Annotated in this window: 25 protein-coding genes and 1 tRNA gene; 9 read left to right on the top strand and 17 right to left on the bottom strand. The window is 57.2% G+C overall.

The genetic code is table 11. From position 1 onward, the window contains the following. Positions 1 to 41: 41 nt before the first annotated feature. The 13 genes from VMA09_00535 to VMA09_00475 all read right to left on the bottom strand — a co-directional run bounded on the left by VMA09_00535 (position 42) and on the right by VMA09_00475 (position 12,926). Positions 42 to 947 carry a glycosyltransferase family 10 gene (locus VMA09_00535; protein ID HUA32062.1) on the bottom strand — a complete coding sequence of 302 codons (906 nt, stop codon included), beginning with the start codon at positions 945 to 947 and terminating at the stop codon, positions 42 to 44. Further along, complete coding sequence (locus VMA09_00530) at positions 944 to 2,701, bottom strand: FkbM family methyltransferase (protein HUA32061.1); 1,758 nt, start codon at positions 2,699 to 2,701, stop codon at positions 944 to 946. The genes VMA09_00535 and VMA09_00530 overlap by 4 nt, the downstream gene beginning before the upstream one ends. A gap of 31 nt (positions 2,702 to 2,732) precedes the next feature. After that, on the bottom strand, positions 2,733 to 3,524 hold the full coding sequence (locus VMA09_00525) for a hypothetical protein (protein HUA32060.1): 792 nt from the start codon (positions 3,522 to 3,524) through the stop codon (positions 2,733 to 2,735). A gap of 3 nt (positions 3,525 to 3,527) precedes the next feature. Further along, on the bottom strand, positions 3,528 to 4,466 hold the full coding sequence (locus VMA09_00520; GenBank protein HUA32059.1) for a hypothetical protein: 939 nt from the start codon (positions 4,464 to 4,466) through the stop codon (positions 3,528 to 3,530). Then, positions 4,459 to 5,226 carry a hypothetical protein gene (locus VMA09_00515; protein HUA32058.1) on the bottom strand — a complete coding sequence of 256 codons (768 nt, stop codon included), beginning with the start codon at positions 5,224 to 5,226 and terminating at the stop codon, positions 4,459 to 4,461. The genes VMA09_00520 and VMA09_00515 overlap by 8 nt, the downstream gene beginning before the upstream one ends. A 32-nt stretch (positions 5,227 to 5,258) precedes the next feature. Continuing rightward, positions 5,259 to 6,773 carry a hypothetical protein gene (locus tag VMA09_00510; protein ID HUA32057.1) on the bottom strand — a complete coding sequence of 505 codons (1,515 nt, stop codon included), beginning with the start codon at positions 6,771 to 6,773 and terminating at the stop codon, positions 5,259 to 5,261. Positions 6,774 to 6,889: 116 nt separating this feature from the next. Continuing rightward, on the bottom strand, positions 6,890 to 7,996 hold the full coding sequence (locus tag VMA09_00505) for a glycosyltransferase (GenBank protein ID HUA32056.1): 1,107 nt from the start codon (positions 7,994 to 7,996) through the stop codon (positions 6,890 to 6,892). Positions 7,997 to 8,854: 858 nt separating this feature from the next. Next, positions 8,855 to 9,379: a rhodanese-like domain-containing protein gene (locus tag VMA09_00500; protein ID HUA32055.1), complete on the bottom strand. Its 525-nt coding sequence runs from the start codon at positions 9,377 to 9,379 to the stop codon at positions 8,855 to 8,857. 42 nt (positions 9,380 to 9,421) lie between these two features. Next, a complete protein-coding gene (locus VMA09_00495) occupies positions 9,422 to 9,964 on the bottom strand; it encodes a hypothetical protein (protein HUA32054.1) in 543 nt (180 codons plus the stop codon). A 125-nt stretch (positions 9,965 to 10,089) separates the two neighbouring features. Continuing rightward, the gene (locus VMA09_00490; protein ID HUA32053.1) at positions 10,090 to 10,365 is read right to left on the bottom strand and encodes a CYCXC family (seleno)protein; all 276 of its coding nucleotides are present in this window, start codon (positions 10,363 to 10,365) and stop codon (positions 10,090 to 10,092) included. Positions 10,366 to 10,602: 237 nt separating this feature from the next. Further along, a complete protein-coding gene (locus tag VMA09_00485) occupies positions 10,603 to 11,244 on the bottom strand; it encodes an SCO family protein (GenBank protein HUA32052.1) in 642 nt (213 codons plus the stop codon). Positions 11,245 to 11,316: 72 nt separating this feature from the next. After that, positions 11,317 to 11,961: an SCO family protein gene (locus VMA09_00480; GenBank protein ID HUA32051.1), complete on the bottom strand. Its 645-nt coding sequence runs from the start codon at positions 11,959 to 11,961 to the stop codon at positions 11,317 to 11,319. Positions 11,962 to 12,491: 530 nt separating this feature from the next. Then, entirely contained in the window at positions 12,492 to 12,926 is a 435-nt protein-coding gene (locus VMA09_00475) for a Fe-S-containing protein (protein HUA32050.1), read from the bottom strand. A gap of 525 nt (positions 12,927 to 13,451) precedes the next feature. Here VMA09_00475 and VMA09_00470 point away from each other — a divergent pair. From VMA09_00470 to VMA09_00440, 7 genes are all read left to right on the top strand, one after another. Beyond that, positions 13,452 to 14,516, top strand: coding sequence for a hypothetical protein (locus VMA09_00470; protein HUA32049.1), 1,065 nt, complete (start codon positions 13,452 to 13,454; stop codon positions 14,514 to 14,516). Positions 14,517 to 14,537: 21 nt separating this feature from the next. Continuing rightward, positions 14,538 to 15,077: a TlpA disulfide reductase family protein gene (locus tag VMA09_00465; GenBank protein HUA32048.1), complete on the top strand. Its 540-nt coding sequence runs from the start codon at positions 14,538 to 14,540 to the stop codon at positions 15,075 to 15,077. A gap of 184 nt (positions 15,078 to 15,261) precedes the next feature. Continuing rightward, positions 15,262 to 15,507 (top strand): hypothetical protein, encoded by a 246-nt coding sequence (locus tag VMA09_00460; GenBank protein ID HUA32047.1) that lies wholly within the window; start codon positions 15,262 to 15,264, stop codon positions 15,505 to 15,507. A 140-nt stretch (positions 15,508 to 15,647) separates the two neighbouring features. Next, positions 15,648 to 16,796, top strand: coding sequence for a glycosyltransferase (locus tag VMA09_00455; protein HUA32046.1), 1,149 nt, complete (start codon positions 15,648 to 15,650; stop codon positions 16,794 to 16,796). Positions 16,797 to 17,115: 319 nt separating this feature from the next. Next, positions 17,116 to 17,361, top strand: coding sequence for a hypothetical protein (locus VMA09_00450; GenBank protein ID HUA32045.1), 246 nt, complete (start codon positions 17,116 to 17,118; stop codon positions 17,359 to 17,361). Beyond that, a tRNA-Leu gene (locus tag VMA09_00445) sits at positions 17,326 to 17,409 on the top strand. The genes VMA09_00450 and VMA09_00445 overlap by 36 nt, the downstream gene beginning before the upstream one ends. A 246-nt stretch (positions 17,410 to 17,655) precedes the next feature. Continuing rightward, on the top strand, positions 17,656 to 19,572 hold the full coding sequence (locus tag VMA09_00440; GenBank protein HUA32044.1) for a multicopper oxidase domain-containing protein: 1,917 nt from the start codon (positions 17,656 to 17,658) through the stop codon (positions 19,570 to 19,572). Between the two features lie 118 nt (positions 19,573 to 19,690). On the opposite strand, the gene VMA09_00435 is transcribed toward VMA09_00440, so the two are convergent. The 3 genes from VMA09_00435 to VMA09_00425 all read right to left on the bottom strand — a co-directional run bounded on the left by VMA09_00435 (position 19,691) and on the right by VMA09_00425 (position 21,514). Then, complete coding sequence (locus VMA09_00435; GenBank protein HUA32043.1) at positions 19,691 to 19,957, bottom strand: glycine zipper domain-containing protein; 267 nt, start codon at positions 19,955 to 19,957, stop codon at positions 19,691 to 19,693. Between the two features lie 175 nt (positions 19,958 to 20,132). Next, a complete protein-coding gene (locus VMA09_00430; protein ID HUA32042.1) occupies positions 20,133 to 20,489 on the bottom strand; it encodes a hypothetical protein in 357 nt (118 codons plus the stop codon). A 20-nt stretch (positions 20,490 to 20,509) separates the two neighbouring features. Further along, complete coding sequence (locus VMA09_00425; protein ID HUA32041.1) at positions 20,510 to 21,514, bottom strand: aldo/keto reductase; 1,005 nt, start codon at positions 21,512 to 21,514, stop codon at positions 20,510 to 20,512. Positions 21,515 to 21,903: 389 nt separating this feature from the next. Between VMA09_00425 and VMA09_00420 the strand changes: the two genes are divergently transcribed. Beyond that, the gene (locus VMA09_00420) at positions 21,904 to 23,445 is read left to right on the top strand and encodes a PQQ-binding-like beta-propeller repeat protein (protein ID HUA32040.1); all 1,542 of its coding nucleotides are present in this window, start codon (positions 21,904 to 21,906) and stop codon (positions 23,443 to 23,445) included. Positions 23,446 to 23,646: 201 nt separating this feature from the next. Here VMA09_00420 and VMA09_00415 read toward each other — a convergent pair whose 3' ends face one another. Beyond that, a complete protein-coding gene (locus tag VMA09_00415) occupies positions 23,647 to 24,102 on the bottom strand; it encodes a pyridoxamine 5'-phosphate oxidase family protein (GenBank protein ID HUA32039.1) in 456 nt (151 codons plus the stop codon). Between the two features lie 190 nt (positions 24,103 to 24,292). On the opposite strand from VMA09_00415, the gene VMA09_00410 reads away from it, so the two are divergent. After that, positions 24,293 to 24,961: a TetR/AcrR family transcriptional regulator gene (locus VMA09_00410; GenBank protein HUA32038.1), complete on the top strand. Its 669-nt coding sequence runs from the start codon at positions 24,293 to 24,295 to the stop codon at positions 24,959 to 24,961.

Here is a 24,961-nt window from a genome sequence, read left to right as displayed (position 1 = left end):
GCGTTGTCGTGCGGTAGTCACTGCTTCGGCCTTGCCGCTCGTCAATTTCGTTGAAGTAAATGGCAAAGGCGCCGAAACGGTGGTTCTCGCACGCGATCGAGCAATGCCTGAAATTGCGGCCGCACCCCCGCGCGGCGCCATTGGTGATGCTGGCTGTAAGCCTCATCATCCTCGTCCAGCCTGTTGAGATGCGCAGCTAATTCTTCCAGACTGGAGAAGTCACGTGCATTGATGAAGCAGTTCTCGCCGGGAGCGTACATGTCGATGTTCGGCGCCCCGCGGTATATGGGCACGGCGCCGGCTGCCAAGGCCTCGAAGAACTTCTCAGAAACGTAATCCTCGGCGATAGAGTTCTCCAAGGTGAGCGCGAACTTGTAGCGCGCCATCACTTCCATCAGGCTAGCGCGGCCCGTATCAGCCATAGGCAAGGGTTTGTTGCGCAGCACATGTCCGTAAGAATCTATCTTGACGCGCTTCATTAGTTCAGCGGCGTATGAAGTCCGATCGCATCGATCGATTTGACTGGATCTGAAGTATACGACTGGTGACGATTCGGTCTTTGGCTTCGATGCGACAATTACCGTCTGAGCCATTTCGGGCTGTATGTATGGACACCACACCGTCGCATCGCGCCGATAAGTCATCGTAATCTCGAAATTTCGCATGAACGCGCGATCGGCCAGTTCCGGATAGTTCACCTCGCTCTCCATCGACCATGCTACCCACGTCTGAGATGGGAGTTTCCGCGGCAAGTCGATGCCGCGGAGTGTAGGGATATGAAAAATGAGCGCCGTAGCGAGGGGAAGGAGCTTTCGATCTGACGTCATCGCGGCCGCTCCGCCGCAATCGATAATTTCGGCCGGGTCGGCAACTCCGAAAGGCTGGTTGTAAAAGAGCAACAACGGCTGCCGTGACGATGGGTCAAGAGGCTGTACCCTCCCAGTCATTTGACTCTGAGCGTTGCTATCGTGGATGGGTCGAGACTCTCAGGCAGGAGCAATGCATCACTTCCATCAGGACCAAGAGCGTTGCTGAATGCTTCGAGCTCCACGACCGGGTAGGCGGTGGCGCCGGCGTCGGTTATCAGGTTGGCCGCAGGAATGAATTGGCTAAAGTGTTGATTGGCGATCTCAACCAACTGACGAGTGGCTTCCGGAAAGAACCGCGGCGCAAACTCGACAAACAGTGGGACCCCCGATCTCCAGAGCTCCGCTCCGGTATTGATTACATCCGCCTCGCAGCCCTGAGTATCGCTCCAGACGAGGGCGATGCTACGCGGTTCGATCTCGAGTTCCCTGATTAGATGCGCCAGCGTTTTGGTGGGAGCTTCGACAACGCTGCGCACGGAATAAAGATCGGTCCAGCTGGGGCTGCTTCCATCGCGACAAACCTCCGCCGCTCCACTGTTACCATTGGGAACGATCAACCGCACACGCTCCACATCGGCTGCGCAAATCGCCGCGTGAACACAGGTCACCCGGCTATCCAGGCCGTTAGCGGCAACGTTCCGCCGGAGAACATCAAAGAGCTCGGGCACCGGTTCTACTGCGATAATTCGGCAGTCGCTCTGCTGTGCGAACGGGATCGTGAAGGTTCCGAGATTTGCACCAACGTCGATCACGACGTTGCGACGTGCCGAAAGCAATCCGCAGTTCTTCAACCATCTCAAGATGGCACGCACTTCTGCTTCCTGAAATCCACCATGAACGAACAAGTTCTCCGAGATGACGTGATCCCACGTCAAGCCTGTCCACCAGGTACTGTGGCGGTTGAACTTGACCTCCTCGGACTCAGTTTCCAGCAAACGCCAAATCAACCTGGCACGGTCCGGACGAGACAAGGCTTCTGCCATTCGCATCGCAAGCGCCGCCGGCTCGATACGCGCGAGCGAGTCTCTGGGGCTGTCCCGATTCCTAGCCGATGTGACCCCGCGGTCAGAATCATGATGCGCCGTTACCGGTGCTGGGCTCCCCATCGCCGCCTCAACCTGCGAGCGCAGCGCCGAGCCGCTATCGAGCGGCCGCGGCTTCGCTGAATCACCCGAACTACGTCCGAACCCGAACCAGGCGCATTGGTAGCCATAGAAGTAGACTTCAGCTCCAACGCTGGCCGCATGGCGGGCAATCGATCGGCCTTTGCCACCAATTGCGGGCGATTGGATCGGTGCTATGCGGCCGTCTGCGCTCGGCACGCCAAGAACAAACATGGGCGAGTCATCGACGACCACGAGCGTATCGGGCCGAAGGAGCGGTGCGATGGCTAGCAGTTCATTGAGGTGATGGTTGGCGCTCGGTAACGGATCGTCCAAGTTTACATCGTACGAATCCAGGTACAGCAGATCGAGTGAGCCGAGCTTGGGGGAAGTTTGGCGGACCAAGCCTTCAAGGAACGCAATGCTGTCTCCGGTATGTATTTGTGCGTGGGTGACTAACGATTTGCAGGTGGCGACGGCCGCGGGGTCAGCATCAACTGAGAGTAGCGTCGAGCCCGGATGAAACTCCGCGTACTTGTCGAACAATACGGTGCTTTGACCGTCACCCGACCAATTGTCTATCTGGCGAACACAACCCGTTTCGACTATCTCGACGGGATGGCCAAGGCGATCGAGGTATTCGAATATCCTGGCGAAGCTGTCGGCGCGGCGGGCCAGGCGAGGCCTGGCGACCTTATTGAAATAATCCCAGAACTCGGCAGACCGCATTTCGATTCAACTCCCGGCTCGTCCGATTCATTTACGCTGAAAGTTCTTCCCTGGTTGTCCGCCATGATTCCCAGAGCCGATAGAAGACCGGATGTGCATCGGGTCGCAAGCGGCGGACATCCTCTGGCGAGTAGAACCATGGCTTTCCCAGGGCCGTGAAGTGAACCACCGATATCTTTGAGTAACTGTCTTCGAAATCGCCAAAAAAACCCGGACGCCGACGATCTTCCCATTCGGAGTTCAGGCTGAAAACGTTGAGCGGAAGAGTTGTGATTTCAGAACCGAACTCTGCGTTTGCAATTTCCATGTCGTAAGAGTTCGTGTAGGCCGCAGTAGCGATGCGCCGGCTGAGCCGATTCCAGCTCTCGTCCGAGGGACGTATGAGCAACAACGCAGTAGTCCAGAATGGCTGCGGTAACCAATATGCCTTTGGCGCCGCAACCGGTCCGTCGAAAGGAAAACGAAGCAGGTAATCGAGGTTCTTCAATGGTATCGAATCGGCATCAATGAAGAGCACGCGCTCATACCGGGTCAATTGAAAGATACGAAGTTTGACCAGGCAGTCTTTGAAATATGCGTGATTGATATGCGGCAGCGGCGCGACCTCGATGGTCGTGAGTCCCATCGCCCGCATCTGACTAAGGACGCGGCCTGAAACAGGCAAATGGAGAACCAGAAGATCGACATCGGACCTCATCCCAAGCCGTTGCAGCATTCGTACGAATACCATCACCGCAACTGCATACGCGTGAGTCGTTGCATAGAACACATAAGCCAGATGATTAGTTGATTCCGGCAGATTGAGGTGTTGTCCAGTAGCCATTAACTAATTGAGTACTTCCTGGATCGCATTCATAGCTGCGTCGGGATCGCCTAGCTCGACGACGTACGTCTCGGCGTGATCGATCGTGGCAGAGAGTTCGCGCACCCAATCTTTTCTCATCGATACCGGCGCCGTGCAGTGTGGAAGGACGCGGCGAACCATGTCCACTTTGCCGCACCGGACGAGCCTGCTCCGTTGACCAAAATTCGGTTCAATAAACACGATTGTGTTAACGGGTGCCGGACCGATCAGCCACTTCTTTCCGAAGTCCTGAGGCTCGATCGTTATCAGACGGTCGGGCCGGGCAACCTCTGCCGAATCTGCCTCTTCAAAGACAGCGGCTTTTGGCAGGAGCGGCAGACTCTCTCCACCCAGCAGAAACCGGCGCGGAAACGCGAACGCAACTGATTGTCGGAGCAGTGCGAGTTCATCTCCGGCGATTTCAGTCCCACCCATTAGCAGACGAACCGCCAAGGTTGATTTACCGGACCGTCTCGCGCCCACGATCAGAAAAGATTTCCCTGAGTAGTTTCCAAGTGCTGCTCGGATCCCAATGTGGTCAGCCAGGGTCGTCATAGTCCGTCGATGCATAAAGTCTAACAGGGTTTCCAGCGCTCTTGTGACACTTAGTTCATATTCGTCATACATGCCGTCACCGCTCAGACGATACTCTCCGTCGACCCATTCGACAGCGAATGCGCGGTGATGAACCAGGGGGAGAGCCTGCTCAACGCTCAAATTCAGCGCGGCCAGCCGATCTATGAAAGCCCTCGAGTTGGTGCGCACCTCGAACTCGTCGCACAGCAATCGGATTCGCTCAACGAAGACCAGCTTTCCGACTCTTTTCACTGCAGCCTCGGAGAAGTCGGTTGCGAGAATAGAGGGTGGCGAACCGAGGGCATCGAACTTGCCGGTGAGATGATTTTCAAGCGGTTCATTCAAGAGCGTGTAGAACCTCGAGATTCGGCATTCCCCAGCACTGATATCCCATGTCGATCGCCATGATCCCTAAGCCCTCGGTCTCGAGTTCGCCGTCGATTTTCAACGGGTGTGGACGTCTGACCGCCGGGTTGGACGCGCCGTAAGGAAAACTGGGGAAAATCAACCCATCGCGATGCACGTCGGCGCGGATCATCAGCACCGTTCCGCCAACGGCGTCCAGTCGGACGAGATCCGGTCCACCACGCAGTTTGTCCATATGAACCTGTCCGCGTTCTCGCCACGCGTTCAGATCGAAGGTCGGGCCTCCGTAGCGCTTAACGCAATGCGGATGGACGATGTCGCGGCCGGTCGCGATTAACCGCTCGATCAAATCAGGTGGATACTCGATCACATCTACGTCAAGCCACAGAACCCAATCGTGATGTTTGAGTGCGTGGAACAGCAGATGGTTTCTTGCCTTCGCCAGGATTTTTCTCCGGGGGATTTGGAACGCAGGGGTCCATCGCGGCAGACCATTCGGAATCTGGAAATTGAAATTGCGCCGCCAAAGTTCAGCCCCAGCGTAATGCTCCTTCAGGTCGTCAAGCCGCCCCGCAAGCCGCTCGTAGGTTTCGTCGGTGCTGTCGCTTTCAAGAAAGCCAAGGGAAATCAGTGAGGCCGGATACGTCAGGTTGGCGATGCTACGAAAATAGCGATCGAGGAAGCGCGCTGCATTTTTGACCGGCGTAAGTATCAGGACCGACTCTGATTGGGTCGCCATAGCGAAGACTTCTCCGCTGACTTCGATCTCTCTTACCCGCGCTTGTAGCCTTCCCAGTTCAAATCTGGCGCACTCAGCCAGTTGTGCCCGGGTTTCAATTCACCGCTATCTGGGCGCCTGGAGGTATCGGCGAGGCGCTCTAGAGCCATTGCGATTATCCGTGAACGAGACGAGGTGGACGGCACCCGTTGCTGCTCCTCCTTCAGTCGATCGAGCAGAGCGAAATCAATTGCCGCCAGAATGCGAAGTGCGCCAACTATGTCGCGCTCGACTTCGCGGTCACTGGGCAGCGCTTCGCCTGCTTCCAGAATCCGCTTGACGAGCGGCATCAGAGAATCGGCGGGGTCTCCGGTAGCGCGAGATTGTGCCGGGAAATCAGGAGGCACCGGGACCAGTTCGATCGGCATGTAAGGTCGCTGCAGGTATTTGCCGCGCCATATTCCGTCGTTAGCAAATTCGAGAGCACAGCTCTCAATGCCGTTTCCTTCGAGCCGCAACTCAGGGCCGTGTGCTCCATCAGCGACATACCAATAGCGCTCGGTTAGGCTAGCTCCCGAGACCACGCGATGATCCGCCAGCAGTTCGACCACACCCTCATTGGAGGAAACGCGCACCAGGCGGAAATGCCGAACGCGCGAAAGATCATCCTCCAGTCTGCGAGCGACTTCGGAGCGTCCCGGAGGATTGAATATTCTTCCATCCCACAGACGCGATAGCTCCCGTAACAATCCGCGGCACTCATCCTCAAGTCGAAACCCCTCGATTCGCGGGTTCTCGCCGTTCAGGATCCACTTCGCCATGTTGCGATGCTGAAAGAGTACCCGTCCTTCGCGATCGCGTTGACATATCGTGGATTCCAGGAGTTTCGGCCGATGCGGGATCAAATGGTAGGGCTGAGAGAGAATCAACCAAGCGATCAGGAATGTATCTTTGTCGCCATGAAGAAACTCATAGAAATCGTTTGAATGTTGATTTATCCAGTGCGTGAGCGACAGCGCCCGCCAGCATCGGGATTTATCCAGGACCATCTGCCCTGACTCGATTGACCAAGTGTCGCGATAATCAATGTTGGCAAGCTCCCATACCGGGTTGTTGGGCGCGAGCTTTACCAGGTCAGGCCAAAAGATCGTGCCGGTCGCGCAGAACTCTGGCGTTTCGAAGAGCAATGCGGGATCCCTAAGCGGAATGTTGTCAGCGTCAATGAGAATCACTTCACGAAACCGCGAATTCATCAACGCATACGGCTTCAGCTCCCAGCCTCCGAGCTGCTCAACCTGTTGACGTTTGGCTACCTCGAATCCGTCAACTGGTTGCGCGCCCAAATCGTTGAGCAACCCGCGCATCGGGAGGCCTACTTCGCCAGGTCCAAGGTACCAGACCTCTATGGGCAGCGTGCATCCGAGCTCGCGCCGGAGAATTCCGATCAAAACCCACGCGCAGGTAAAGAGCCTCGCCCCGCCCGCGCAAATGACGATGCCGCGTCCGACAAATCGCTCGTCGGGAAAGTTGACCGCAGTCCGCGCCGCGGCCGCGAGGTGCTCCTTCAATTCCCGGTTCAAGGAAGTTCAGCTCTCGTCCAAGCTTACAAGAGGGCTGCGGCGAGGCGCTAGTGACAATTCTGCAAAGAACACTCGCGCCGGTCCAGCGAAACGACATACAAGCACTAGCCTAACGCCGTGGTGGCACGCGCGGCCGCGAGCTGGCGCTTCACTTTGAACTCAAGACACCCGGGTTCTATTTCTTCAGCGCGACGGTAATGTTTTTCGCTGTCCTGGAACAAGCCCATTCTGAACTTGCAGAGACCAATCTCAGCCTCCGCCCACGCGCCGAAAATCCGCCGATCGTAAGACACATCGTGCACCAAGCTGTGGGCGTCAATGCGAGCAAGACGTTCGAAAATGGGAATTGCTTCAGAATATCGCTCTCCGTTGACCAATATCCGCGCACGCATCCATTCAACTAGTAGATTGTCCGGGCGGAGCGAGGCGGCCTCGTCGACCAGCTCTCGCGCCACGTCCCCTTTCAGCTCGAACAACTTTGCCAACTCGATGAAGCAAAGACTCGCCTCCGGCCCCGCAACGAGGCTGCGGCGCCCAATTTCGATGCCACGCCTCCAGGCGCTCTCCGCTTCGGCCCGCTCGCCCATTTGCAAATGGACGACGCCCAGGTGCCACCACAAGTATATTCTGTCCGGATCGACCTGCAGTTGCTTCACGAGCAGTTTCAGATTTCGTTCGAGCTTGCGCGACTGGTCACCGTCATATCCTAGGTGATCGATAGTCAGTCCCGAAGCACCCACAACTCTATGATGCTGGGTCACCATGTTGTCGAGGCTTGGCAAAATTGTCTCGTGGATGGCACCTTGAAACCGGATATCGGATTCGTGCCGAAAGAGCCGATGCTCACGATAGGCAGTAAAGCCAGTGCGAGGATGAAAGCGCACCGTGCATGCGCATAAGAGCGAATTGCTGAGCTCAACTTCGAGACTTGCGCGATCATAGCGACGGAGCCGTTCGTCCGCATCTATGTAGAGGATCCAGTCGCCCTCGGCCTGGTCAAGGGCATAGTTACGCGCAGCCGAAAAGTCATCGCGCCATCGATAGTCAAACAGCCGCGCACCACTGGCCATCGCGATTTGGCGGCTATCGTCAGATGAACCAGTATCGACCACAACTATTTCGTCAGCCAGGCTCTCGAGGCTCTGCAGGCAGGCAGCGAGATGGCTCGCCTCGTCTTTGACAATTAGTGCGGCTGAGATCAGCTTTCTCATTGTCGGCAACGCGCACAGCGTGCAAATGCGAAGCCTATCAATAAGAGCACTTCGACCGCCAGCGGAAGCACCTTCTTGAATCGACGGGGCCGCGTCTCCGCGGTTGTGCCAAACTGACGCCAAAGTCGTTGAAATTCTCTGGCAATGGCAGCGATTCCAGTCTTGACGACTCGTGTATTCGAGGTCGCCGGTACACCTGTCGATACCAGCTTCATCTCTCTCGAGCAGGCCTAAAGCTCGCGATTTCTAAGCTCCCTCGCGATATCGCTCTCGCGCTCGCGATCGCCGCAATTGGTAGCGTGCTTTCGCCTTAATAAGTAAGAATTCCTCGAATCGGCCAAGTTCGAACGTATCGGCTATCGCCAAAACAAGCGTTGATCAGGAGCTGCTTGAACTATCGAGGAGATCCGATCCGGCAGAGGAACTCAGACCGCTCAATGCGAGTACGTAGCTTGCGACGCAGAACGCCAGGACTAGCAGATCGCGAAGCAGCTCCGTGCCGGGTCGCAGATTCGACACCGGTCCGAAGCAGCCACAGTTGACATCGAGGCCGCGAACCAATGCTGACCCTATCGCCACGCAATAGGCAGCGGTCGCCACTGCGATGGCGAGCAGTCCAACCCTTCGGTGCCATCCTGTCACAGCGAGGAGCCCAGCCAGAATCTCAAAGGGCGGTATCGACAGGGCTGCTGGCACAATCAAGCCGGCGGGCAAAATCTTGAACGATGCGATGCTGTCGGCAAAAGCTTGCGGCCCGAAACTTTTAGCCCATCCCGCATAGATGAAAAGCCCCCCCACCGCTACAGACATTATCCAAACGATGATTCTATTGTACAATTTCATCGGACCATCAATCCGCTAGTGAGCTTCAGGCATGCCATTGTCGGTCCATCCCTGCCAACCGTCAGTGAACACCTGAACCTGACTGTATCCGAGACTAAGTAGTGCGCCGGCCACGAGACGGCTGTCATGACAGTCGCCACCGGAACAATAGACAACGATCGGTTGATCGCGATGCTGGTCGAGCGTGGGCCGGAGCGCTTTGTAACTCGATGGAAAGTCGTCGCGCGGCAGACTCAAAGCCCCCGGGATATGACCCTGGTCATAGAATGTCTTGTCCCTGGCGTCTACAATCAGCGCCGAGCCGCTCTGAAATATCGTCCGAAATTTATTGAATCCGATCGAATCCGAGCCGTTGAGTTGCATCGGTGGTGCCGCAACCAAATGCGCCAGTTCGGCCGAAAGGCGTTGCTCGGGTGATTGATAAACTAGCGGCAAGGGAGTCGACCGAAACCGATTAATACCAAGTCCGATAAGAAGCGACCCAAAAGCGAGAACGATAACATACAGGAAGTCGCCGACTACACTCGAACGGGTATTCATTTACGAAGCCTATTCTAACTTCCTGTGGCCAGATCTCGATCGTCACTCCGCCACTTTGATTATGAAGGAGGCGCGGTGACCGTTCGCTATTGCCAACACTCTGTAATCACCCGGCGCCAAGCTGACGTTGTTGCCGTAGTGGGTCGTGGAATCACCGGCCATCCCGCTCATTCCACTCATCGCACCCATTGCGCCCGTGCTGATCATCTGCATCCTTACCACTGGTACATCCTGGCGTGTTCCGGCCGGTTTTCCCGAGCTGTCCAGAGCCTGATAGGAAAGCTTCACATTGGCGTTCGTGAGCGCCTTGTTGGTCGCCTTGTCGAAGACATGGACGACCAGGTGATGATTAGGATGCGAGGGAGCGTCGGGCTGGACAGGCTCAGCTCCACCGAGAATCAACATGCCCGATTTGGCCTCGCCCGCGGAAACCTGCTTCGCGGTGGAGAAGGGTTCAGGCGGCAACAGCTCAAGCTTGACGCGGTAAGGTCCGGCGGTTTTGGTTTGGGAGATATCCTCGGCCAAGCATCGCGTAGCCATGAGCACGAGGAGCATCACCAATCCCAGAGAAATCGAACGCTTCATGTTACGTCCTCCTGTTGGTTTGATGTTTAGATAAAGGATCGCTCTTTTCGGCTCTCGCCAGAGCACAAAGGGTTATTGGTGCTCTTCTCAATAGATATCATGCGGCGAATAATACTCGAACAACCTCACTGTTCGCGATGGCCGTACCGCGTGCGCAGTGCATCTCTTATTTGATCGACCGGAGAACCTTCCTTCGCCATCTCGGCAGCGTCCATCGCTTCGCCCGCGCAAATCTCGCACGACGCGCCATGCGTGTCGCGATAGCAGTCGAGCAGGTTCTTGTGACCCAGCACCCGATCGCAACCGCAATAGCAATGGAGCTTTGCGAGCAGTGCGGGGTTCTGCTTGGCGACAATATAGGCTTCTCGTGCGGGACCGATGAATTGAAAAGGATCCAGCACTAGCGGATCGGTGGATTGTATGCCCGCTCGCACTCCTCGCGTGGGACACACAATGCAGCACTTGCCACTGATGCAAAACGGCGCCGAACCAAAAGGTTCGGGGGCTAACAGGTGCCAAACTAGCACGCCGCCACCTACCGTCAGCATTAGAGCACCAAGCGCACCGAGCGAGAGCGAGCGTATCTGCTCGTCGGGTCTCCACCACCGGTGGCTCTGCCGCCTTTCCCTGGGCATCGCTCAGCTCGCACTCAGAGCTTTTCGAAGATCCACTGCCACCTCGTCTGGCTTTACTATTTCTCCGTTATACTCACGCAGCTCTCTGCCATGCGAATCAAGCAGGAAAACTCCAACGACGTGTGACACTGAGCCATCGTCCTCCCGCTCCCGGCGTAACTTGAAGGCCGACAACAGAGCATCTACGTCATTGGGACGACCGGTAAGAAACAACCATCCTGGCTGATTGACACCGTGCGCGTCCGCGTATTGTTTCATCTGCTGAGGTCCGTCATGTTCCGGATCAATCGAAACCGACACCAATGTGAATTGCGTTCCGAGAGCTGGTCCGAGTTGCTTTGCAATTGCATTCATCCGCCCCGTCAGTGTCAAACAGGGACCTGGACAGGACGTGTATATGAAATCCACCAAGACCGGCTTTCCCTTGAGGGATGACAGGTTGACGTTCTTGCCGGTCTGATCGACCAAGTTCAGATCGGGCAAGCAATTGGCGTTGTTAGTGGCATTGTAAGCTCCCGACTGCGATCGGCATCCGACTACGGTGACAAGCGTCAATGCCACGACTGCTAGAAGTCCGGATTTGCTTCTCTTTTGGACGCGAACAGAATCGAAGTTGCGCTTGGTGGCAAATTGTTTCGAATGCATTGTCCAATCGTCTCCCTGGAAAATGGAGTTGAAGAACCGTTGTTCCAACCACCAACCAGTGGCTCTGATTTGCTAGTCCATCTCGGCCGCTCTCAAGGCATCGGCTGCAAGGGCCGATGCTTCGGTCTCCTGAACATATTGGGAAAGCTGGCGCCCGTTGGGAGCAACCAGAAAGAACTCCAGCACATGCCCTACTGTGTTGTTCTCCTCACGCTCCCGCTTCAAATTGAACCGGCCCATCAAGGCGTCGACCGTCGGAGGTGGGCCTGTCAGAAATATCCATCCTTGACGCTCTGCTCCTTGCGCCTTTGCATAATCGTACAATTGCTTTGGACCGTCGTGCTCAGGATCGACTGTGACGGACACGAGCACAACATTCTTTCCGAGATCAGGTCCTAACTTGTCTGCAATTTTTCGCATCCGGGCCGTCATCAAAAGACAGTCGTCCGGGCAGTGGGTATAAATAAAGTCAAAAAGGACGGGCTTCCCCTTGAGCGTCGCGAGCGACACCGTTTTGCCGTATTGATCCGTCAAACTGAGGTTAGGCAGGCAGTCCGCCTTGCTGGAAGGAGGAAACCCTCCGCTCTCCCTTGGAGCCGATTCACTTTGCGGATCCTTGGAGCAACTGGCTAGCGTGAGCGAAATTGCTAGACCCAAAGCGAGGATAAACGGAGGCAGCCGCGACAAATGAGCGATATGAGGCTGTGAGGTTTTCATATCAGCCCTCCGTGATTTGTTTGTCGTCATATGGGCGGTTCATTTTCCTGGCGGAGCGTTTGCTCGTTCGGGATCGATGATCAGGTTAAGCGGAATTCCGCGCGTGGCTGACCAAAACCCGTCCAAAATTAGCTACGGGTTCGGTGAGGGACCGAACAACAAACGACTCGGCGGAAATTTAGCGAAGCAAACTACTCAGACGAGCTGTCTAGGCGGGGGAACGTCCGGTTTGACGCTGCCTTTCAACAGGCGTGATTCGACGGTGGGAGGTAACTCCCTCCATCCTTCGGAGATGGACTCCATACTCCTAACTTGCGGATATACCAGCAGCACGTGCGTAGACGTGGTCGCGATCTGCACAGGATGACATATATCAAGGGCGAGTTCCGGATGCTGTGGTCCGAGGACCAGAACCAAATCTGATGACAGAAAGCCCATGCTGGTGGAAAGAATCACGAGTGCGACGATGACAATTATCGCCGCGCCATGTCTTGATCCTGACCGCTGCATTGCCTGTCGACTCTAGCTCCTCAGAACATTCGTCGCCACTTGGTCAACTCCGCGCTGCTGATTTGGACTTCGTCCCCACGAATCACGTAGTTGAGTTTCCACGGGACGCACGATCCCGCACCGGTCGCCAAGGAACTCATCCTGTATCGGTTTCCGCAGTAGCGGCAAATCACGTAGCCCTTGGAAGACGTGTATCCTTGTCCATATGCGGCACACTCTTCGCACGCATCAACAGCCGCCTCGACGCGGCCGGTTTCATCGCGGGCGACGATGAAACGGACATTAGCGCCGTCATCGCTGGTGTAAATGTAGAACCTGGCCTGACCCGGGCGTAGATCTGCCACGGAGACGGAAATCGTACCCTTGCCGGTAACCTGGATCAGACCAACAGCATCGTTTCTGAGGGCGGCAAATGAGATTGCTGCGGCGGCAAAGACGATCGAGCTAGCTAGCACGATGAGTCCCGACCTGTTCGCACCAAGCCGCAACATACTATAGAGCGCTACACCGGTTTATCATTTCTGTCAAATGGACCGAGCGCCACGAATGCCAGCTCGCGCCGAATCACTGTATCCTTGAACGCAGCGTCCATTTCTGCGATTACTGCAGCAAGTGGCCCACGTCTTTACAAAGCCAACACGACGATCTTTGGCGCTCACGCTCGTCGTGGTTCTCTTCGCAGGTTTCTTGCCTGTGGGTGCCGGCCTTGCGCTGATCTCCACTCCTCGACACGTGGAGTTCTCGCTCGATTTGTGCCATCCGCTTCAAGCTTTCGATACAGTCCAATCAGTACCGATGGCGCGCCTCTCGTCTCCAGTAGTTGAATTTGTGCGGCTGGATTTCGGAATTGTGTCGGACGTAACGCCGCCAACAATTCTTCGTCCTAAATCTCCCCCCGAGAGCCCGCCTCCCGAGCCGATGGCCTAGAAGCTCCTTTTTTGTCATCGATCTTTGATGCGGCGACGCTCAGAGGCCGCATCATGGCTCTGATGGGCAAGATTTTGTGCGCCTTGGCAAGGGAGAAAACGATGAAAGAGTTTATTACGCGCTCGGTCGTTCGGACGATGATCGCGCACCGACTCGAAGTTCTGCTTAAGTACGGAATGCTATTCCTTCTTGGGGCGGGCATCTGCTTCGCGCCCGCTATCACTTGGGCCTGCGCATGCGGATGCGGAGTTTTTGAAGTCGGCACTGCCTCCTTGTTCCCATCAGGAGCCGGAGGCCAGGTCTGGCTGCAATATGAGTACATGGATCAATACATAAACTGGCACGCTACAACGCCTGCTTCCGCGGTCTATAACAATGACAAGTATATTCGAACCCACTTCACGGAAGCTGGTTTTCAATACATGTTCAACCGGAGTTGGGGCATCATGGCCGAGGTGCCCTACTGGTTTCGCGATTACAAGGGGGCGTATTCCGGTGACAATGATGATCTTCAATGGCACGACAACAATTCCATCGGCGACATCCGCATGCAGGCGATGTATACCGGCCTGACCGAGGACATGTCGACCGGTCTGCTGGCGGGAGTCAAAGTCCCAAGTGGTCAATGGAGCTTTCCATACTGGGATCGTGATACCCAGATCGGGACCGGCAGTACTGACCTGCTGCTGGGGGCATATAAGCTTGGTTCGTTCCCGCAAAAGTTGGGATCGGTGCCGCTGACTTTCAAAGATCGTCCTTTCCACTACTTCGTTCAGGTCAACTATGATCTGCCGCTGTGGGAACAGGACCAGTACACTCCAGGCAGGGAGGTCGACGGCGCGGTGGGCGCTTTCTATGACTTCGGCCATGTTGGCGTTCTCAAGGAACTCGCTCCGATGTTTACTTTCCTCGCTTCCGATCGTACGCGAGACACGGGCAACAACGCGGATCCGGCTGACAGCGGTTACACCCGATTCATAGTCGCACCAGGAGGTGAAATAAGAATCGGACCAATCCGAACATACGCCGATATCGAAGTGCCGATTTTTCAAAACATGAGGGGTTACCAGTTGACCGCGCCCTTCGCGACCAAGGTGATACTGAGTTACAGTTTCTGACTCTCGAGCAGTGGGTGACCGATGCATCTGAAAAAACTGTTGCTCACGATCGGACTGCTGCTGCTCACAGTGGGCTCTGCTGGCAGTCCGGCATCCGCGAGCGCGGATGTCGGGCAGCCGGCACCGGCGCTGGTCGTTGACGAGATTGGAGGATCGAAATTCGACCTGTCCGCTCTGCGCGGGAAGGTCGTGATCATCAACTTTTGGGCGACCTGGTGTCCTCCGTGCCGCAAGGAGATGCCCGCGCTCGAGGCCTTCTACAAGCAGTATCATGCGAAAGGAGTCGAGATGATTGGAGTCAGTGCTGATCGTCCGCATGATCGAAGAGATGTGGAGTCAGCGGCGAAATCTCTCAGTTATCCAGTCGCAATGCTCGAAGATGCCAAGGATAATGGCTTTGAAGATCCCAGCTCGCTGCCGGAAACCTTTGTCGTCGACAGATCCGGAGTTATTCGAGCCAAGTTCCTGGCGGACGAAAATGGCCTCAGCGAAGAAAGCCTGACGGCTGCGGTGCAGCCGCTGCTCCAGGCCCAACCCCCGAATGCTTCCTCAACATATTGACGTGTTGTCCAAGTCGCTCGCAGATTTGCGAAACCGACCGCGGCCGCGCCCCCGGGTGCTACGGCGATTCGCCCTATCGGCTTTTGTCGTTTTTGCTGGTTGCGCCTCGAACGACAGCCGGCTCTCGAGAGTGCAGGAGCTTCAAGAGGCGAGCCGGCAAGTCGCCGCGCAAGAAGATCAGTGTATGGCTGCTGCGGTCAAACGCGCGAACGATGCGATCTCAAAGCTCAATGGCACCGACCAAGCAACCAAACAACAAATACAATCGATCGATGCGCAGCGATCTCACGATTTGGCCGAATGCAAAACGACAGCAGACAGCGCCGATCAGGCGTTGTCAGCGCGTGAGCTGGCTGAGTATCAGCACGAAGCCGAAGAGCAACGGGCGCGCGTGTTGATGTTGGAGGTAATCACAGGACCGCCACCGTGACAGTGAGTAGTGCATCCCTGAGATAGAAAGATCTGATTGAGAAAACTCTGCCGGTGAACTTTCAAATACGCTCCAAGCGTAATGAAGCTCTGAATCCATCGAATTGCGATCGAAGAGCGGACGAACCACGCATCGCACTGGTGTACATTGACGCGGGTGGCGGCCATCGGGCATCGGCCACTGCGCTCAAGGTGGTTATCGAAAGGCAGGGGCGGCCGTGGCAGTCGGTGCTCGTGAATCTTCGTGACGTCCTCGGGCCTCGCGACCCCATCCACAGCTGGACCGGAATTCGGATTGAGAACTTCTATAACGAACTTCTCAAGCGCGGGATTACCATCGGCAATGGAATGATGTTGCGTCTCGGACAGGCGATAATCGGGTTTACTCATCAAAGTCTCGTTGATTCGTTTGCCCATTACTGGCGCAAGCTTCAGCCCGATCTGGTCGTATCGCTCATTCCCAATTTCAATCGAGCGATGCTCGAGGGCCTCCGGGTGGCAGATCGTTTATTGTCGCGCGCCAGCACGCCACTCGTCACGATCCTCACCGACCTGGCCGACTGTCCGCCGAGATTCTGGATTGAACACCACGAGCAATACCTAGTCTGCGGTACAGAAGCCGCGGCGCGCCAGGCGACGCTGGCCGGCCATCCGGAAAATAGGATTTTTCGCACGTCTGGCATGATCGTGCGTCCGGAATTTTACGAGGAACCGAATTTCGATCGTCGCCGTGAGCGCGAACGGTTAGGGCTTGATCCGGATTTGCCGACAGGACTTGTGATGTTTGGCGGGTGCGGCTCACGCCAGATGCTCACAATCGCCAAGCGGCTCGCAGCGGCAGGATTGCCTACCCAGATAATCTTTGTTTGCGGGCGCAACGATGGTCTCGCGACTAAACTCAAACAAGTGCGAATGCCGTCGCGGAGCGCTGTCGAGGGTTTTAGGCCGGACATGGCGCGTCTGATGCCTTTAGCGGACTTCTATATTGGGAAGCCGGGGCCCGGCAGCATCAGCGAGGCGCTTGTGATGGGACTGCCGGTCATAGTCGAACGCAACGCGTGGACGATGCTGCAGGAGCGATTCAACACCGACTGGGTTGCCGATAACGAACTAGGTCTGGTGTTGCGTTCCTTTAGCGATGTGGTTCTAGGCGTCGAAATGATGAGCAATCCGCTGCGATTGGCGCATTTTCGCTCGCGGGTCGCATCATTGCGCAATCGCGCAGTCTTCGAGATTCCTGAAATCCTGGCTACCTTAGTATCAGCCTCGGCGTGTCCTGCACCCCTTTGAGATCGAGTCACCAATAGTACTAGGTCGAAGAGACCTGCGAGGTGCCAAATGGCAGGCAAACAACGGTCCAAAGAAGTACAGCGATGGACCGCTGAATCTCGCGCGGAACTTGCGATCAGCCTGGTTAAGGGTGAGACAACGGCGGCCGAGGCGGCGCGGCGTCACGTGCCAAAAGTCGCCGAAGCCGCGTTGCGGGCGCGGCTGAGGGACGCTTCGGGTTGTACCGAACAAGTTTTCCGTCCTCGGTGCGCACGGTGAGCGCGTGTTGATCGTGAGTCCCGCCAACGACGAGCGTGCTGGAGTCCCGCGATCCGCGGCGATGATCAATGACGGCCACAAAACCGAAGCGGTGTATCGGCGCCACGCGATCACCGATACCGCAATGCTGCAAGAAGCCGCCCTAAAGCTCGCTGCTTGCACGACGCCGAAGAGAAACGCCAAAGTAACGCCAAAGTGGACCCCATTTTGGCAGTTTCGTAGAGATTCCGATCTTCAAAATATCGCCTATCTCCTGTACTTTTTAATTCGAGCGAGAGTGGCGGAATGGCAGACGCGCTGGACTTAGGATCCAGTGCCGCAAGGCGTAGGGGTTCAAGTCCCCTCTCTCGCACCATCTCGAGTATAAATCACGAGATCCAGATTTCGAGCTGATCTCGCATCCATCACCGATACTTCGCTGGGTCGTCTAGGGGGCCTGCACGATCGTCCTTGTAGAGGCCGATTTCCACGAAGTCCGCTTCGAATCGCCAATCCACACTTAGGTGAAACTTGACTTCTTCGGCATCGTTACGATAATGAAAATCATTATCACTATCGTCCCGCCCTGTCGTGCGCGTAGCGCCGGAATGGATTCGATCGAATGTGCAGCTCTTCTTCAGCCCTTAAGTACCTGCTCCTGGTCGCTTTGGTCGCTCCCCTGCTCATGAGTTGCGGGGGTTCATCGGGAGCGGGATCGTCTGGTCCAGTTCCGATTCCGCCGGTGCAGAATGCCTGCGCGCGCGCCGTCGCCGGCAGCCTCGTGCAAAACCCGCCCGACCTGTTCAGCAGCAACGGAACGCTCAAGGTTACTTTCTCTTACCAGACCACAACCGATGCGGAGGGGCGCCAGCTCTTCTGCTTTATGACGCCCGATGGTCTGGAGAATCCCACGCTCCACGTTCATCCGGGCGATCAGCTGATCATCAACGTGACCAACAACACGCCCTCGACGCCGGTCGTGATGCAGATCAATCCGCCAAACTGCGGCGCCACCAATCTGACCGGCTCGTCGCTGAATATGCATTTCCACGGCACCAACATCTCGCCAAGTTGTCATCAGGATGAAATCGTCCACACCCTGATCAACTCCGGGCAGGCCTTTCACTACTCGCTCAAGTTCCCCTCGGACGAGCCGCCCGGTGTCTACTGGTATCATCCGCATGCTCACATGCTGGTTGAATCGGCGCTGCAAGGCGGAGGCTCGGGAGCGATCGTCGTTGAAGGTATCGAGAATTTTCAGCCGGCCGTCGCCGGACTCGATCAGCAAATCATGGTGATTCGCGATCAGAACGTCGCCGGCAATCCAACGCCGGGCGGCGATGTTCCCTCATGGGACATCACGCTGAACAACATTCCGATCGCGTACCCGGCGGAAATTCCCGCCATCGTGCAGATGCAGAAGGGAACGCAGCAGTTCTGGCGCGTATCGAATTCGAGCGCCGATACGATCCTCGATCTCCAGGTACAGTTCGATGGAGCGCCGCAGAATCTCCAGATCGTGGCGCTCGACGGAGTTCCGCTCGGATCGCAGAGCTACAGCGGGCAGCCGCAAATCGTCAACGCGACTGACATTCTGATACCGACGGCAGGCCGCGCCGAGTTCATCGTCAACGCACCGCCGGATTCCGTCGCCAACGCCGATCTCATCACGCTCAACATCAATACGGGGCCCGACGGCGATAACGACCCGCAACGGACCCTCGCGACGATCCAGACAGTTGCCGCACTGCCGCTTACGAGCGTCGACGCGCAGAAGAAGATCCCGTCCGCGCGGGGCGCGAAATGGACACAGCGCTTCGCCGGACTTGCCAGCATCGCGCCGGTCGCCTCGCGCATTCTCTACTTCTCGGAGAACAATCCGATCTCACAGTTCTTCATCACCGAGCAGGGTGCGACGCCGACGCTCTTCGATCCAAACAATCCGCCTGCGATCGTGACGACCCAGGGATCGGTCGAAGAATGGACGATTCAGAATCAGACCCTGGAGAACCATGAATTTCATATTCATCAGATCCATTACCTGGTCGAGTCGCAGGACAACTTTGAGATCAACGGCAGCACGCCCGACCCCAGCATCGGGGGACAAATGCTCGATACCATCCAGATACCATTCTGGGACGGCAATCCCGCCCATCCTTATCCGAGTGTGACGGTGCGAATGGACTTCCGCGGCGCGGACATCGGCGATTTCGTCTATCACTGCCATATCGCGGAACATGAAGACGACGGCATGATGGCGATCATCCGCGTGCTCCCGGCTGGAACAATCGCGAATGCGATCGCGAGGATGAAGTTGTACGTGGCGTCACTGCCGATGTTCAATTCACATGATCAGCAGCAGCTCGAAAGAGTTTACGCGTGGTGCGTCAATGGCAGATTGGTCAGGAAACGGCTGACTCGCGCCACGACGCAACGTGAAGTTCGGCCGCCGCAGAACGGCGCGAACGCACCTCGCCCTGCTTACCAGCCGCAGAACGCGAAATTGCGCGAACAAGGGATGCAAACCGCCAGTCGCTAGCCAGCAGATCCAATCGTCGTACACTCCCGCTGCTGCGCCTTAGGGCCGCAGCAGCGGGTCGCTATTTTCATAGTTTGGAGACTAACTGTCAGCAGAATTGCGACAGCAAGTTGCGCGCTTAGTCGCCGTAGTAGCGGCGGTCTTGTTCGTTCTGGATATGGTTGCCGATCGCAAAGCCCGCGGCCGCGCCGCCGAGTCCGCCGATCGCGGCCCCTGCGCCAGGCGCACCGACGGCGGAACCCACGACCGCACCGCCGACGGCGCCGGCGCCGCCACCGATGAGCGTTCCTTTTTCACGCGTTGTCAGCGGCTCGCCCGAGCACGCGGCCAGCGAAACCGTCGCGGCGATCGCCAATGCCAAAATACCAGCCTTCCTGGTTTTCATGATGCTGCCCTCCGGTCCATCAGGTCGGACACTAGAGGAGCATCGGGCATGCCATCGTTAAACCGCCGATGGGAGGCGATCTTTTACGCTCGAGCGGTGAATCAAATACGAAGAGCGTCGCGACCGTGTAAAAATTCATCGGCCGCAACGACCTTAATCGCGAATAGCGAACCTGCTATGGCGCGGGCGCTTGATCGACGAACTTTACGACTTTCGCCTGACATATGACGTCGCAAAACTGGTAATCGCCACCCGCTACGATCTCCGTGTGACAAAGCCCCGGCTGCTCATGATAGCTGATGACGGCGTCAGCGTGAGGAAACTCCTTGAGCGCGCCGATTGCGATCCGGGAAGCGCCGCAGTTCCTATTGACCTCGCGCATCTCGCCGATCGTCTTGAGCTGATGCCCCGCAACCTGCGTGTCGGTCGTCACGACGATCGGTTGCCCAGCTTGCGTCAGCGGCAGCGGCTTGGGCTTCTGCGCGCCGCATCCCGCCAGCGCGATACATAGGGCGAGCACAACCCGTTTCATCGTGACGACCATCGTTTCACCTACGGGCGATAGCCCGGCAGCCGCGCCTGCATCGCATTGGGATATTCGACGGGCAGCGCGCTCGCCTTGTCGAGCGTCGCCAACTCCTGCTCGCTTAGCTTGAAGCCGAGGACTCCCAGGTTTTGATCGTTCTGCTCGGTGGTGCGTGCACCGTAGATCGTTGAGCTGACCGTCGGCTGCTGCATCACCCAGGCGAGTGCGATTTGCGATACCGCCCTGCCCCGTTCCCTGGCGATTTGCTCGACGGCCTCGAGCGTCGTGTAATTGCGCTGATCGGCCAGCCGGCCCCAGAGATCCATCTTCGCAAGGCGGCTGTCCTCGGGCGGCTTCTGACCCGACTTGTACTTGCCAGTCAGGAAACCGCCGCCGAGCGGGCTCCACGGAATGACGCCGATTCCTTCGCTGCGGCATAGCGGAAGCAGCTCGCGCTCGATCTCGCGCGATATGAGGCTGTATTGCGGCTGCAGGCTGTCGAAGCGCGCGAGCCCGTGCTTATCGCTCACCCAAAGACTCTTCATCAGTTGCCACGCGGCAAAGTTCGAACATCCGATGTAGCGGACTTTGCCGTGGCGCACGAGGTCGTCGAGCGCGCGCATCGTCTCTTCGATCGGAGTTTCGAAGTCCCAGCTGTGGACTTGGTAAAGATCGATATAGTCGGTTTGAAGCCGCTTAAGGCTACGCTCTACCTCAGCCATGATGTGTCCGCGCGACAAACCGATCTCGTTGGGACCGACCGGCTTGCCGATGAATACATTGGCGTTGAAACGTACTTTTGTCGCCACTACCAGCGAACTGCGCCGCGGCCCAAGGATTCGCCCAAGGATCTCCTCGGAGGCCCCGGCCGCGTAAACATTGGCGGTATCAAGAAAATTGCCGCCGGCGTCGATAAATTTATCCAGAATATTTGCGGCCGTCGCTTCGTCTGTCTCACGTCCAAACGTCATGCATCCGAGGCATAGCTCCGAAACTTTGAGGCCGGTCGCACCAAGTCGCTTGTATTCCATTGATCTTTTTATCTCCCAAGGGCCGAAGTTTAGTCGCTCCGCAATCGAAGGCAATCGAAAATCTTTCGCGATGAATATTTTGAATTGGAGTCCGTCTCTATAATCGGGTGCTCAACGGCTCTGGCACCCACTGGTTGGATGCTCCTCCCACCAACCGGGTCACCGCTCGCCGCCTAAGCGAGCGGCCGCTACGAACAGGCGGGCGTTATGGAGTCCCCCCCCTCCATCAATCGCCCGCCATTTTTTTGTCCTCCGCATTTTCCATTCGCGACGCGTTATGCCGCTCGATGCGGGTAACTGTCAGTTTATGCGACTGATTCACGCCGTGCGCGCGCGAGAGTGCCGCGCAGCTTGACACCGTTGATCTGCGCAGTCATCGTTTCGCCTCGATGTCCAAGCGGATTAAGTGGCTGATTCTCGCCCCGGTTATCGCTTTCGTTTTCGGCGCCTTGCTCATGAGCTGCAGTGGCGGGAGCAGTACTGAGGAATTTCCGCCGCCTGCGGTTTTGATCGCGCTATCGCTTTACGACGGCACGCCATTTCCTTCGACGCCGACTCCCGTACCCACGACCGGCCAAACAAATCCAACCGCCACTCCGACCTTCACGCCTCGCCCGATCGCTGCTCCAACAGCTTCGATTACGGTGGGTTCAACCATAAATTTCGGGGACCAGGGGACCTTCGAGGTCAACGGGCAACCTGGGTTGCTAAAGTTCTCCGACCTGACGTCAACCTCGCTCTTCACCAGTAATAATCCAAGCGTTCTCCTGGCACCTCCGCAAAATGCGCCGACTCCCGGTACCTACACTGGAATCGCCGACGGATGCGCCTGCGTAAGAGCCAGCAATAGCAACCTTTCAACTGATGCCGTTTCTGTCCTCGTATTTTCCTCAGCCACTCCGACTCCAACTCCCTGTGCTTGCCCTACGACAGTTCCCACGCCGACCCCGGCGGCCGCAGTCACATCCGCCGTCGAGAATGCGGCGGCGATCACGCCGAGTGCGGCCAATAATGCCGGCATCGAATCGTGGGTATTCGATGCGAAGGCCAATCTGAGCGGGCAGATCGTTGCTGGCGTTGATGGAACGATCTACTTCATCACCGCGGATCACGTGTTTCATGCTGTAAGTAACCAGGGCAAGGAAGTGATGCGCAGGGTCGCGAGCGGCTCGTCGCCGATTATCACTTCGAACGGACTCATCGCGTATCTCAACGGCTCCAGCCTCGAGGCTCTCAATCCCAACGGCAGCCTCGCGTGGACCGCAGCAGTCGGCAGCGGCGCCGGACCAATCGCAACTAATGGCGACACCATCTACGTCGCGACGTCCAGTGGACTCGTATCCGTCAGCACCTCGGGCCAGGTGAAATGGAACGTCGGCGCGGGCAGTATTGACGCGTCCGCGGCCACGGCCGAAGGTATCGTCATCGCCGCCACGCATGGCGGCCTCAGTGCGTTCGCGCTCGATGGCGCATCGTCGTGGACATTTTCGCCGACGGGCGGATTCTCGGGCGGCCTCGCCGCGCAGGGAGACACCGTCTACGCCGGCTCAGCCAGCGGCGCGGTTTACGCAATCGACGATAGCACTGGCAAAGTGAACTGGGAGGTGAGCCTGCCGGCAGCGATTTCCGCAGGCCCGGCCATCGGCGACAGCGCAACGATCTACGTCACCGCGGGATCCGTCTATGCGATCTCGTCGAGCGGCAATATCCTATGGCAACAAACCGGCTCGCCGACCGCCGATGGACCGATAGTTGCCGTAGGCGCGCAAGACGTCTTCGATGCGGCCGCCGATGAACTGGCGATCGTGCTCGGCGCCGACGGCGGCTACATCTGGTCATCCCGCAGCTTCGGCCAGATCGTAACGGCCACGTCAGCCGCAGGAATCATTTACGTAGGCACGTCAGACGGCAAAGTATTCGCCGTCCGCTAGCGCAAAGGCATCGTCACGAAGCGCGCTGCGGAGCACGAGCGCCGAGGTCGGGCAGGATTGCGGACCAAACAGCAAGCTTGCTCCGCCGCGACAACACATCAAGGTTGATCCGCTGCGACAATTCTCATCCCCCTTTCCGTGCGGGAAGGGAAGTTGCGCTCGGGCGATTCGTCGCTCAGATTCCCGGGCTGCGGGTGTAGCTTACTTCTTTTTGGGGGCGCGCCAGATGTCGGGCTTCTTGTTGGCCGTCATCTCGGCGAGCGAGGTTAGCTCTACCTTCTTCGGTTCTACGAACAGCAAGCCGAAGTCCGGGGATTCGGGGCCGGCGGGCCAGAATTGTGCAAGATCGTAATCGAAGATCTTGCTCGTCCATACGCGCTTCTTCTCGGCCACATCGTCGATGAACTTGGCGCGGCCCGTCACCGTCAGATGAATCATCTCGGGGCCGACCGCATAGAATAGCTCGACGCGCGGATTGCCCTCGATATGGGCGGCCTTGGGCGAGGTGCGCCCGGTCGCGATCCAGAGCCGATCGCCCTCAAACGCAGGATGCACGACGCGAACCTTGGGCTGATTTCCCTTGGCGGTCGCCAGATACGCCCAAGTCGCCTTTGATGCAATTTGGTGAACTCTCTGCCAGAACGCCGCCTCGTCCATCTAAAGCCTCCACAACTTGCTGAAATTATCCGCACATGACGCTTGTATTAGCGCCGCGTGTCTTAAGCTGCTCAGAAAACTTACACTGCCGCTCTGGCCTCGGGAAGAGTGTGGACGAAAAGCCTTGCCGTGTTTGACACTTTCATGGAGCACCGATAGCGTGAGCCACGGTCAGGAGTAACTACCCAAGGTGGAACGTCAGGCTCGACGCGCGCAGGTTCTGCGCCACGCGAAACGGATTTTTGCCCGCAAGGGATACCATCGCACCAACGTCGCCGACATCATTTCGCGCGCTGGAATCGCTCGCGGAACCTTCTACCTTTATTTCCAGAACAAGAAGGATCTGTTCGAGGAATTGCTGGAACAGGTCGTGACTGAGGTGAGAGAGCGCGTGCTGCGGCTGCGCGTTGGCACGGACGAGCCCAACCCCGTCGAGCAGCTCCGCGACAACCTGATTCGCGTCCTCAGCTATCTGCTGACCGAGCGCGAGCTGACCGACATCCTGCTCAACCATTCGACCGGCTTTGATCGCGAGCTCGATGAGCGCATTCAGACGTTTTACGACCGCATCGCGGCGCTCATTCAGCGCTCGCTCGACCTCGGCGTCCAGATGAACCTGGTGCGCGGATGCGACACCCGAATCGCCTCGTATGCGATCCTGGGAGGAATCAAGGAAGTCGTCGCGATGGCCTCGCGGACCGAGAACAGCGACTTCGGCACGCTGGCCGAGGAAATCCTCGCGATGGGCCTGCGCGGAGTGGCGCGTCCGGAGCTTCTGGCGAGCGGCCTGCTCGATACAAAACCCAATGGCGGAGCGGCTTCCGAGGCCGGCTCTTTTTTTGGACCAAAACTAGACTGA

Source organism: Candidatus Binataceae bacterium, assembly GCA_035508495.1.
GTDB lineage: Bacteria > Desulfobacterota > Binatia > Binatales > Binataceae > JASHPB01.
The sequence above is the reverse complement of the archived record's forward strand: the minus strand, read 5'-3'. Positions and strand labels throughout refer to the sequence as shown.